The organism is Evansella sp. AB-P1 (genome assembly GCF_029688925.1).
Taxonomy (GTDB): domain Bacteria; phylum Bacillota; class Bacilli; order Bacillales; family Salisediminibacteriaceae; genus Evansella.
In genome coordinates this window covers 167234-179069 of sequence record NZ_JARUKY010000010.1, presented here as the reverse complement: position 1 = coordinate 179069, position 11836 = coordinate 167234, and the positions used below count along the sequence as shown (strand labels likewise).

At 33.8% G+C, this 11836-nt stretch carries 12 protein-coding genes; 10 read left to right on the top strand and 2 right to left on the bottom strand.

Annotated elements, in window-relative coordinates; translation table 11 throughout:
• Positions 1-343: 343 nt before the first annotated feature.
• The gene (locus QA612_RS12560) at positions 344-799 is read left to right on the top strand and encodes a DUF420 domain-containing protein (RefSeq protein WP_278284169.1); all 456 of its coding nucleotides are present in this window, start codon (positions 344-346) and stop codon (positions 797-799) included.
• A 147-nt stretch (positions 800-946) separates the two neighbouring features.
• Here QA612_RS12560 and ytvI read toward each other — a convergent pair whose 3' ends face one another.
• Positions 947-2002 (bottom strand): sporulation integral membrane protein YtvI, encoded by a 1056-nt coding sequence (ytvI, locus tag QA612_RS12555; protein ID WP_278284163.1) that lies wholly within the window; start codon positions 2000-2002, stop codon positions 947-949.
• A gap of 596 nt (positions 2003-2598) precedes the next feature.
• Positions 2599-2952, bottom strand: a complete 354-nt coding sequence (locus QA612_RS12550; RefSeq protein ID WP_278284162.1) for a YugN family protein — start codon at positions 2950-2952, stop codon at positions 2599-2601.
• Between the two features lie 243 nt (positions 2953-3195).
• On the opposite strand from QA612_RS12550, the gene QA612_RS12545 reads away from it, so the two are divergent.
• The 9 genes from QA612_RS12545 to QA612_RS12505 all read left to right on the top strand — a co-directional run bounded on the left by QA612_RS12545 (position 3196) and on the right by QA612_RS12505 (position 11779).
• Positions 3196-3624, top strand: coding sequence for a CBS domain-containing protein (locus QA612_RS12545; protein ID WP_278284161.1), 429 nt, complete (start codon positions 3196-3198; stop codon positions 3622-3624).
• Positions 3625-4058: 434 nt separating this feature from the next.
• Positions 4059-5186 carry a CAP domain-containing protein gene (locus tag QA612_RS12540; RefSeq protein ID WP_278284160.1) on the top strand — a complete coding sequence of 376 codons (1128 nt, stop codon included), beginning with the start codon at positions 4059-4061 and terminating at the stop codon, positions 5184-5186.
• Between the two features lie 79 nt (positions 5187-5265).
• Positions 5266-5730, top strand: a complete 465-nt coding sequence (gene ylbD / locus QA612_RS12535) for a spore coat protein YlbD (protein ID WP_278284159.1) — start codon at positions 5266-5268, stop codon at positions 5728-5730.
• A gap of 18 nt (positions 5731-5748) precedes the next feature.
• Positions 5749-5988: a YlbE-like family protein gene (locus QA612_RS12530; protein WP_278284158.1), complete on the top strand. Its 240-nt coding sequence runs from the start codon at positions 5749-5751 to the stop codon at positions 5986-5988.
• A gap of 111 nt (positions 5989-6099) precedes the next feature.
• A complete protein-coding gene (locus tag QA612_RS12525) occupies positions 6100-7773 on the top strand; it encodes a DNA repair helicase XPB (RefSeq protein WP_278284157.1) in 1674 nt (557 codons plus the stop codon).
• Positions 7755-9320, top strand: a complete 1566-nt coding sequence (locus QA612_RS12520) for a hypothetical protein (RefSeq protein ID WP_278284156.1) — start codon at positions 7755-7757, stop codon at positions 9318-9320. The genes QA612_RS12525 and QA612_RS12520 overlap by 19 nt, the downstream gene beginning before the upstream one ends.
• A gap of 63 nt (positions 9321-9383) precedes the next feature.
• Positions 9384-9830 carry a YlbF/YmcA family competence regulator gene (locus QA612_RS12515; protein WP_278284155.1) on the top strand — a complete coding sequence of 149 codons (447 nt, stop codon included), beginning with the start codon at positions 9384-9386 and terminating at the stop codon, positions 9828-9830.
• Positions 9831-9920: 90 nt separating this feature from the next.
• Positions 9921-10196: a YlbG family protein gene (locus tag QA612_RS12510; RefSeq protein WP_278284154.1), complete on the top strand. Its 276-nt coding sequence runs from the start codon at positions 9921-9923 to the stop codon at positions 10194-10196.
• Between the two features lie 380 nt (positions 10197-10576).
• Positions 10577-11779 carry an MFS transporter gene (locus tag QA612_RS12505; protein ID WP_278284153.1) on the top strand — a complete coding sequence of 401 codons (1203 nt, stop codon included), beginning with the start codon at positions 10577-10579 and terminating at the stop codon, positions 11777-11779.
• The last annotated feature ends 57 nt before the right edge of the window (positions 11780-11836 follow it).

The window sequence follows — 11836 nt, the reverse complement described above, 5'->3', positions numbered from 1 at the left end:
ATATAATTTATATGAATGAATTTCATAAATGAAATATTGTTGAAAAAGACAAACATTATTTTCGATTGCAGAGGAAGACGTCGACTCTAGCGACGAGCATAAGCTTTAGATGAATACAAGATGTCTTGTGTGGAGTTGAAGCCGTGCCCGGAGCTAGGATGGCGACATTACGCCGTTGCCTACAGGACGTAGGCGGTACTTAGGCGTAATTGACACGTCTGAAGCGGAGATCGAATAAAAAATAAACATTTTGAATAAGTGTTCGTGATTTTAGAATGAAATAGTGAATTATGAAATTGACTCATATGTAAAACTAAAAGAAATAGGAAGGAATGAAATAGACGTGGCAACATTTTTACCATTTATTAGTACAATATTTATTGCATTAAGTGCTATATTTGTAGCTTTCGGTTGGTATTTTATAGGTAAACGGAAGATTGAATTGCATAAGAAAACGATGTTTTGGGCAGCAGTTTTGGCAACCATATTTTTTATTACTTATCTATCTAAAACGTTCTTTATTGGGAGTACATCTTTTGGAGGCCCTGATGAAATACGCTTTTTCTATCAAATCTTTTTAATTATTCATATAACATTGGCAACCATAGCTGCAGTTCTGGGTATTACTGCTCTTATAACTGGATATAAAAATAGCTTACGATTACATAAGAAACTAGGCCCTATTACATCGATCATTTGGTTTTTTTCTGCCTCTACAGGGATAGCTGTTTATTTTATGCTTTATGTAATCTATTCTCCAGGAGAAACGACCAATTTATTTAGAGCTATTTTAGGGTAAAGACAAATGGTTCAAGGAAATTCATTATGTAAAAGAATTATGGCATCAGATACAAAAAAGACCTCCTTCATTTTTTTATTTGAAGGAGGTCTTTTTACCGTAGAAGGATTTTCTCAGAATCCTACTTAATAAAAACCATTCAAGAGACTATATTTTAAAGTTAAGTTTGATAATCCCAGCTTCCTTTGCACTAGTAAATAGGATAACAATTAATGGTCCTAATATAAAGCCAAGAATGCCTAAAAGCTGTAATCCAATATAAAGTGAAATTAAAGTAGCAAGAGGTGATAAACCAATGTGATGCCCCATTACCTTTGGTTCCACTGTACGTCTTATCGTTAATAAAATGGCAGCTAAAACTAGTAACTGAATTCCCATGGCTGGATTACCTGCAACGAGATAATATAATGCCCAAGGTGCTAGAACCGCAATAGAACCAATGATCGGTATGAAATCAATGACCCAAATAATGATAGACATAATAAATGCAACCTCTGGTGCAATGATAAGTAAGCCGATAAAGGTTACGATAAAAATTATGACGCTAACTAAAAACTGTGCTTTAAAAAATCCAAAGATGACGTATGATAAACGAGATGACATAAATTTAACCTTATCAGCTGTTTTTTCTGTCATGTATCCTAGTAATTTCGTCTTTAATCTCGGAAGTTCTAACAGGAACAAATAGAGGGATATTAAGTAAACTAATAGGGATACAATGTATGCTGGAATTTTAACTAAAATACTTGTTACATGGCCGATAATATCGATGTTGGCCATATTTTCTCTTAATGTAAAGAAAGTATTTGTTACTTGAGTATCTATATCATCAACGATTTCACTATATTGAGGCATTTGCACTCGTAAATTATTTAAAAAGTTATTCCAAGCAATGTATATTTCGTTTATTGTGCCAGGTAAATTTTCAACAAAACCAGCTAGTTGTGTTATTGCTTTTGTAAGTAAAAAATAAGCTATAACTACAAGAAGTATTAAGAACGCAATGAACACGATAAATACAGAAATACTTCTTGATAACTTTAATCGTTGTATGAGAATTGTTACTGCTGGAGCTAGAAATAATGCTGTAATAAGTGCTGTGATGATCGGTACAGAGACGGGTAATATAAAATAAGCTAATAATCCAATTAAAATAATGCCTAAAATAATATACGTATATTTTTTTACAGTCGATGATGTCAATTTATAGTCCTTCCCTTCCAACAGCTTGCTTACATTCATTATATTATGAAAACGAAGGTAATAACAGTGAAATATAAGAAAACTTTATTAACACTTTAATTTATAAAAGACCTATTTTCACTTACTTTTATTATGAAAAGCGACCGATGAGCATTTACTTCACGAATCCACTACGAGTTGTCTCGACGTAATTATCGCGAGAGCAATACTAGCAGAGTAAGAGACAGGAATATGTTACTTTAACAGTGTAAAGATGATTAATAGAAGGCTGAGGCCGTGTCTAAAGAAGACACTGTGAAACATGAACAGATGTCGTCGATTAGGGCAACGGCGTAATCCTACCATCTTGGTTTGCTCTTTGTGGTGTCTCGTTTGATTCCACTCATTCCAATTGGATTAACTAAATTCCCAGGTTGTTTGCCTGAGGATCACTTGTAAAAATTGTAATTAATAAAAAAGAAATGCCTTCGAGATCCTAGGCACATGTAATAATGACCTAGACGAAAGCATTTTATTTTTTAATATTTTCACTATAAGAGTGAAAGCGAATAATGCAGTATTGTTATCTTTCTGTCACTAATACATATGTAGAAAAATTAAATTGCTTCGCTTTTAATTTGTTCTTTAATTAATTCAATTTTCTTTTTACATTTATCCACGATTGTTTTAGGGAAGTCTTCGTCATACTCGACCCCATGTGGATAGTAATGCTTTCCTAATATAAGCTTAAATACTTTGACGATACTGTGAGGATTAGGAACTTCTCCTTCAACAGCGAACGCTTGAACACGAAAATAATAAACGTGATCACGAACGTTATCAACAATTTTATAATCAAAGGTAACTCTTTCATAATCATATACAGAGTGGAACCCTGCATTTTCCATTATTTCTTCAAGTGCATGAAATTCAATACTTAATCCTTCAAGCTCTGTTTCTTCAAATTTCATTTTTCTTTACCTCCTAGCAATCAGATATCATCATTTCTAATGATATTACGAAATCACATTAGATGCAAAGAAAAGATATCTGTATTAAGGGGTTTATTAATATTTTTTATTTAGAATGTTAGTTATTTCTGGCTTAAAAAATCACAAATGTAAAAAAAAGAAAAGACGATTAGCATTTAAATGAATAATTTTGTCGAAAACGGGTACATTAGAAAAGTAATAAGGATACATGGAGGGATTATTATGAAAATGTTACGTGACATTATGACTGATGAAGTGGAAGTTTGTAAGCCAGAAGATAATGTTTATGAAGCAGCAGTAAAGATGAAGCAATACGATGTTGGGGCTATTCCAATTTGTGAAGGTAAGAAGCTGTTAGGCCTTATTACTGATCGTGACATTGTTATTCGTGGAGTTGCTGAGAAGAAACCTAATTCTACACAAGTGACGGATGTAATGAGTGAACAATTACTAACGGCTACCCCAGATATGAGTGTAGATGAAGCTGCCAAAATGATGGCAGAGAAACAAATTCGTCGTTTACCTATTGTAGATAACGGCAACTTAGTTGGAATTTGTTCGTTAGGGGATCTTGCCATTCATTCCTCGACAGAGGATGAAGCTGGTTTTGCGCTATCCGAGATCTCAGAGCACCAGCAATATCACCATTAATACAGACATTAACTTAATAAAGAATATGATAAAACTTTTAAAAACTGTCAAAAAACATCTGATTTTTGACAGTTTTTTTATTGTTTATGAATTTATAAAATTCCCTCAAGTGGACAACTTTTTCAAAAACGGCTAGCTCCATGCGCCATTACCTCGTGTCAAATAACCTGTCCGCATAAAAAGTAAAAAGCACTTTTTAACGGCCAGAACATTTGCATATCGGTGGGAGACAGGATGTCGATATTACGCCGTTGCCTACAGGACGTAGGCTGTACTTAGGCGGAATTGGGGCGCATTGCGCTTTTCTTATTTGAAATTATTATCTTTTATTCAAGGTATATTATTATTACTGCAAACTAATTTTAGAGAATTTTGTAGAAATTATAGAAATTCTTTCGATTTGTTAGATTCATTGTTGAGAAGCAGGAACGTATTTGTCCATTGTAGAAAAGCATATAGCAGAGTTTACTTTGAGGGGAGATACGTCAACGATGAGAGGTTTAATGACAGTGTTAGTAGGATTTTTCCTGTTTGTAGGTTTTTTTTACTTTTTTATTTATGAAGATAATGAAAGTGTTGAAGAACAATTGAAAAGTGATCGGCTAGCTGCAGATTTAAATGTAAAAGGTGATAATGAAGAGCAAAATAATAATTCTTCCTTCAATTCAAATGAAGTTGAGGTGGTTGAAGGGCTACATCAATGGATAGGTCAAAGTGAAGAAGATCTAATCGAATATTTTGGAGAACCGTCAAGGATAGATATGAGTCAGTATGGTTATGAATGGTGGATATATAAAGAATCATCTATTTATTTACAATTCGGAGTTGGAAATAACGTTATTGTGTCTGTTTACACAAATGACGCATCTGCAGATACTGCTCATATTCGTATTGGAGATACTTATGATGAAGTGATGAGTCAATATGAGTTTAAAAGTGATGTTTCCTTACGAAGTGATAATAGTTCCTATAAGTTTGAATTGAGAGAGGATGATCTTAAAATGCGCCCTCTCGCACCACTTGGAAATGTTTGGGTACAATTTTATTTTGATACGCACACAGAGAAATTGTCCTCCATACGCTATATAGATGAAGAAACGTTATTACTACATCGTCCATATTCTATCGTCTATCGTGGTAAACTTCCGGAAGTTAGTGAGCACAGTGAGAATGAATGGGGAAAAATACAAGAAGGTCAAGCATTGCAAATTTTTGATTTGACAAATGATATACGAAAAAATCACGAGCTACCTCCTGTAGAATGGGATGAAACTACAGCATATGTTGCTCTTCTTCACAGTGAAGATATGAATACAAACAATTTTTTCTCCCATACCTCACCAAATTCTGGCGAGTTAAAAGATCGACTAGAGTCTGAATTTATTTCATACCAGTTAGCTGCTGAAAACATTGCGGCCAATTATGTAGATGCCATTGAAGCGGTTGAAGGATGGCTAAACAGTGAAGGTCACAGGGTAAATTTGTTAGACGAACGCTTTACGCATTTAGGAGTTGGTGTATATCGAAACTATTATACACAAAACTTTATTGTACCTTGGTAAATTGGGCGCACGGCTTACAGTTTTTACGGATATGATGTAGTAAGGGAAAATCTAGTCATATGACTAGGAGGTGTGAGACGTGAGTAAATCACTGCATCCAGATGTAAAAAAATTTAAAGCTTTTGTAAAAAATAATCCCCATGTTTTAAAAGGTGTAAAAGATGGAGATAAAACACTTCAAGATCTCTTTGAAGAATGGTTGCTTTTTGGTGAAGAGGATGATATATGGGAAACGTACCGAAACGAGGAAGTAGAGGAAGAAGCAGAGGAAGAAGCAGAGGAAGAAACTAATGAGGATGATCAAGAAGAAAAAGATAAAAGTAGTAAAGATAAAAAGTCAAATCTAAGTTATCAAGACATGTTAGCAATGTTGAAGAAATTAAATTTTAATGATCTTCAGCAGCATTTATCCCAATTTAGTGGTGTACTAGTTTCAGTTCAAGAATTATTAAGCCAGTTTAAACAAAATGACGATCAAACACCACCTTCAAATAATAATGAACAACAGCAATCAAACACTCCATTCTCATTTTATGATGATTAGTAATTGGGGGAGATAGAAGTGAGAACAGAAGTGTATAATTACGTCCGTAGTCAACCGGATCTCCATCGTTTCTTACGCTATAATCCGATGTGGTATCGGAAATTATCTAGAAACCCATTTTCACTTAAAGAAATGGAAAAGGAAGCGAAAATATTCCACGGAAAAACGTTTCCGCAGCGAATGGATCGACTTCAAAATAGTATGAATATGGCTGTCATGATGCTCGAAATGATGAAACAATTTAATAATAAGGGTTAATTCAATCTTGTGCCAAAAAGACTAGAAAGATAGTTTTTGGCACTTTTTTGTATAGAGAAATAAAAGGAAGCAGACATTAAGGAGTGGTTAAAAAGAATGGAGGTATAGGTAATGACTTCAGTAAAGGAAATGCCATTACTCATCCAAAATAATGGAGTTATTTTTTTTCGTTCAACTCATCCCGAAGCTAAAATAGTTCAACCATTTTTAAGCGAGTTTGCTCAGTTAAAGAAAACTCCTTCAAGTTTACATATGTATGAATTGTCTCCCTTTTCTTTTTGGTATGCACGGGAGCAAGGGATTTCATTAAATGAAATAAAGGAGTTCCTAGAAACTTTTTCAGGGATACGTTTACCAGATCGTTTTTCAATCCAATTGGAAGAATGGGAAGGTAAAAATGGCAAGTTTCAGTTAATAAATCATAAAGAATTTGGCCCATGCCTTACCTCGTCGCAAGAAGGATTAATGAAAGAGCTTTTTCAAAAAGACAGAAAGAATTATAGTATTTACAAAAATGGAGATAGAGAATATACTCCAATTTCCTTAGCTGAAAGGGGATTAATAAAACAGCAATTAATGGATAAAGGTTATTCTGTTATCGATTGTTTAGGTTATGAAACTGGAAAATCGTTATCTATATCTCTACAACGAAACGTTTCGTTAAGACCATATCAGAAGGAAGCTGTAAGTTCTTTTATACAACAAAAGGGTGTTAATGAAGGGAACGGCTTTATCATACTTCCTTGTGGATCTGGTAAAACGGTAGTAGGTTTAGGTGTATTAGAACAAATAAAAGAAGAGACATTAATACTAGTACCAAATGATACATCATTACAACAGTGGTACGAAGAACTATTAGAAAAAACGACGCTAAATAAATCGCAAGTTGGAAGGTATACTAGGGAGAAAAAGGAAGTGAAAGAAGTAACTATTACAACATATCAAATGTTAACATATCAAGGGAACAGTGATAGCAAATTCCCCCATTTCTCTCTATTTCATAAACGATCTTGGGGCTTAGTTATCTATGATGAAGTTCACTTATTACCTGCTCCTTTATTTCGATTAACGTCTAAACTACAGGGAAAGCGAAGATTGGGTCTTACGGCCACATTTGTAAGAGAGGATGGGAAGGAAGGGGATATATACAGTTTAATAGGACCTAAACGATACGAAGTAGGTATTTCCCTATTAGAACAAAACAATTGGATTGCTCGCCCAATATGTAAAGAAATTAAAACCCCCTTTAATGAAAAGCAATGGGCACATTTTCTTTCCTTATCAAAAAGAGAACGCTTTCGATATGCTAGTGAGAATAAAGGAAAGATAAATGTAGTGGATAAATTATTACACGATCATAAAGGTGACTCCATTATTATTATTGGTCAATACTTGGATCAACTTAACATAATAGCTAATACCTTTTCGCTTCCATTATTAACCGGTAAAACTTCTAAAAAAGAACGTCAGGAAATGTATACTCAGTTTAAAGAAGGAAAACAAAAAGTACTCGTATTAAGTAAAATCGCGAATATGGCTGTAGATTTACCTGATGCAAATGTTGCAATTCAAGTTTCTGGAACTTACGGTTCAAGACAAGAAGAGGCACAAAGAATTGGGCGATTACTCCGTCCAAAAAAAAATAATGAATCAGTATATTTTTATACAATTGTTACTCCGATGACAAAGGAAGAAGAAGTGGCGTCACATCGTCAACTATTTATGGTTGAACAAGGATATTCTTATTCATGGGAAGAGTGGTCTACATGTTCATTAATCATTTGAATCAAATTTTACAAGATGAAAAATATAAGATAGATATTTCAAACGCATATGAAAATTTAACTGACGAAGAGAAAAAAGTATTAGAGTGGCTTTCTTTAGTTATTAATAAGAAAAAAAGTGTTGTAGATGAATTAGGGATAAACCAATTTGGTCCATACTTTTACTATTCCACGATGAATAGGCTTATGCAAAAGGATCTCATGTTTGAATTAATAGATAAAGGAAAAGTTTATTATGTAATACCAAGGGAGCTAGATTTGCATATTTTAAATGAAGAAAAAAATAAAAATAATAAATTGCGTTTAAATAATAAAAAATTAAGCTTCTTTAATATAAAGCTTTTTCAAATGTTACTATTGCTTTATTTACATCATCAAATACAAGAAGGTTCGAAGGATCTAAATCATGATTTAGATGCAGCTATGAATAAATGGTTTAGTGAAAAAGCAGCTGAAATTATGCAAAATATGAATGTAAATGATGTCTGCAATAGTCTCGAGAATAATCCAGATGACTTCGTTGAATATTACGCATTTCAATTTTTTCAAAATATGCTACAACATAGTGGACCTTATTCACCTTTATTTGTAAAAAAAATTATATGGGGATCACCTATTCAACTAGAGGAAGAAGAAAAATTAAATCAATGTATAGTTAAACAATTAGAGGATAATGATTTACTTATATCCACTAGTGAGGGGCAGGACAGTTCACTGTTTTTTGGTGAACTAACAGAAGAAATCATTCATCTACAAGGTTTTCAATGGCTCGTATCTACAAAGCTTCCTCTTGTTACTATATGGAGGATACTTGTAATTAGTGAAGTCCTAAGTGTAGGTCAAATGTTACAAGTTAGTATTTCCCCAGTAACGATAGAAAAAAGCAAAAAGATGAAGGTTTCTGTGAGGCTTTGGAAAAAAACAAGTGAGCTGCTTCCTGTTCCTAACGAACAACAAAGGGAGCAATTAGAGAAAATGTGGGAGGATCCTACACTTTTAGTTAAAAGAAATCACTTTGTCCTTTATGAAGTGAAGTCACCTACATTGTTAAAAGAGTTGGGGAAGTCTGCCAAGAAATTTTTGAATGGAGGGGAATTTTTCATTCACGAAAGTGGTATTTTTGTGTCTCAATCAAGTGTTATTCAATGGGAAAAATACGTAAAGTCTGCTTCTCTTCCTATTAAGGAAGCGGAGACTCTTGCAACTGATAGCAAGGAAATGAATAAATTTAACATTAATAGTCCTAAAAAGATGGTTCCTAATGAATGGAGAGAAGTAAATCAGCTACCGGAAACATCCTTTCAGTTAATGATGTATAAAGAAAATATGATTGCTCGATTAATAAGGCAAAGCCAAGCATTAAAGCTCCCAATTCTAATTGAAGATGTAGATAATATGAAGTTTGTTGCTGAAATAAATACACTTAAGTTTAAACCAAATGAGTCAGTGGCAATTACGTATAAGGGGCATCACATTAATCTTCAGCAAATTAAAAGGCTAGCAATACTCCATCCTGAAAAAGAGACGAAAGTACTTACCATAAAATAATAAATAAGTTATAAGTTATGAAAACAACATAATCATGTTATAATGTTTGATGGAGGTGATAGTGTGGTTACAAAAATAATGACAAATGTAGACATACTCCAACATACTGATAATTTCAGTGAATTTATTACTTCTTCAGAAGTATTTCATAAATATATAGACGCAAAGAGTACGATGGAAAAAAATAAAGAAGCCCAATCAATGATTAAGCATTTCCAAACTTTGAAGGAAAAATATGAGGAAGTGCAACGCTTTGGTAAGTACCATCCAGATTTTGACCAGGTTTCTAAGGATGTACGTGAATGGAAAAGGAAGTTGGATACACACTCTGTCATTTCAGCGTATAAGGAAGCAGAGAATGAGCTTCATCAATTGCTTGTTGAATTGAGTCAAATAATTGCAAATGCTGTTTCCCCCCATATAAAGGTTCCAACAGGAAATCCCTTTTTTGATCAAGGGGGCTGTGGATCTGGAGGTTGCGGATCAGGTGGGAGCTGTGGTTGTGGGTGATTCATGGTGCTCTTCGCTTTTCATATTGCATTAATGATGAGTTCATGCTAGACTTGTGGCAAAGTTCAATGGAAAAAAGGAGAAACAAATATGGTTGGGAATCGTGTGGGACTAGCTATATGGATACAATCGTTAAAGCAAGTGAAGCAGCTTAAACGTTTTGGGAATATCCATTATGTTTCAAGAAAGATGAAATATGTTGTGATGTATTGCGACGAAGAAAAGGCAGAAGAAACGATGGAAAAATTACAGTCTCTACATTTTGTAAAAGAAGTTACAATGTCGATGAGACCGTGGATTAAAACAGAATATCAAAATACAGTTCCAGAAAAAGAGAAGGAATTTGATTATAAGATGGGTATTTAAGCTCTCAACTATTTGTTGAGAGTTATTTTTATTGAAATATGTTTAATAAAAGTTCAATATTTTGTAGGCTGCAATTAAATATGGCAAAGTTATGGACATGGCGCAATAAAGGAAGCACATGGCGCAATAAAGGCATGAACCGGCGCAATTAGCAATGCAACCCGCGCAATTCTCTATCTTCTAATTAGGAAACAACATTTTTTCTCCGTTATACCCACTAAATTAAGTACCTAACCAATCTTTGTAATAAAAAGTACCCATTAGATTAAAAAAAGCCTCAAATAAGATAATTCACTATAAACTAAGAAGTGATTTATTCATTGTTCTCTTGAAAATTTCGTATATCGAAATATATAATAGGTAATAGAGGATGTGGCAAAATGAAGCAATGGAAGCGGAATTTATACATTTTGATGGTGTGTCAGTTTTTTGTAATGGGCTCCATGACAATGATCATTCCTTTTTTACCTTTATATCTACAAGATCTAGGTGTTACAGATCCACAAGCGGTAAGTCGCTGGTCAGGTATTATTTTTGGTGCTAATTTTGTGACCGCTTTTTTATTTTCACCTTTATGGGGAAGGTTGGCGGACTCCCACGGCCGTAAGCTAATGTTATTAAGATCAGGCTTTGGTATGGCTATTGTAATCACTTTGACAGGCTTTGCAACTGGACCTTGGTCGTTATTATTATTGCGTCTATTAAATGGAATGATTTCTGGCTTCATTCCAGCAGCAATTGCACTAATGTCCATGAGTACACCTAAAAAAGAACTGGGTTATTCTTTAGGAATGTTACAGGCAGGTGCTGTAGCAGGCAGTATTTTTGGCCCTTTATTAGGTGGAGTTATGGCTGATTATATGGGCTTTCGTATGATTTTTTATTTTACCGGAATTGCTATTCTTATAGCTGCAATTGTTGTATTGGTTTTGGTTAAAGAGAACTTTACAAAGAAAGAAGAAAAAGTAAAAACAAATACGCTACAAGATTTCAGGAAAATTGTATCTACGTCTCCTATTCTTGCCCTTTTTTTTGTTTTCTTTATTGTTCAATGCGCACTCATTGGAATTAACCCTCTTTTGTCCATATTTGTACAAGAACTTACTCCTTCACAAAATGTAGCTTTCTTTGCTGGGTTAGCTATGTCTATTATGGGTATTGCGAATATGTCTGCAAGTCCTTTCTTAGGTAAACTAAGTGATCGAAAAGGGCCTCATTACGTTTTACTATGTGCATTAATTTTTGCTGCACTCGTAACACTACCCCAAGCTTTTGTTCAAAGCTATTGGCAATTAATTATCTTCAGGTTCCTTTTAGGATTATCATTAGGTGGACTCTTACCTTCAATAAATACGTTAATACGATATTTAGCTCCAGAAGGGATGGAGAGTAGAACATACGGATTTTCAAATAGTGCCATGTACTTAGGAAATATGCTCGGTCCTATACTAGGGGGAGCTTTAGCATCATTTACAGGAATTAGAAGTTTATTTATCGCTTCTTGTATTCTTTTAATTTCAAATGCCATTATTGTAAAAATAAAGATCATGCCCAAAATGAAGATGAGACAAAAGGGTGTCTAGCTTATTTTTCAAATAGAGTATTTCATACACAAAAAAATGCCCGCAGAATAATCTGCG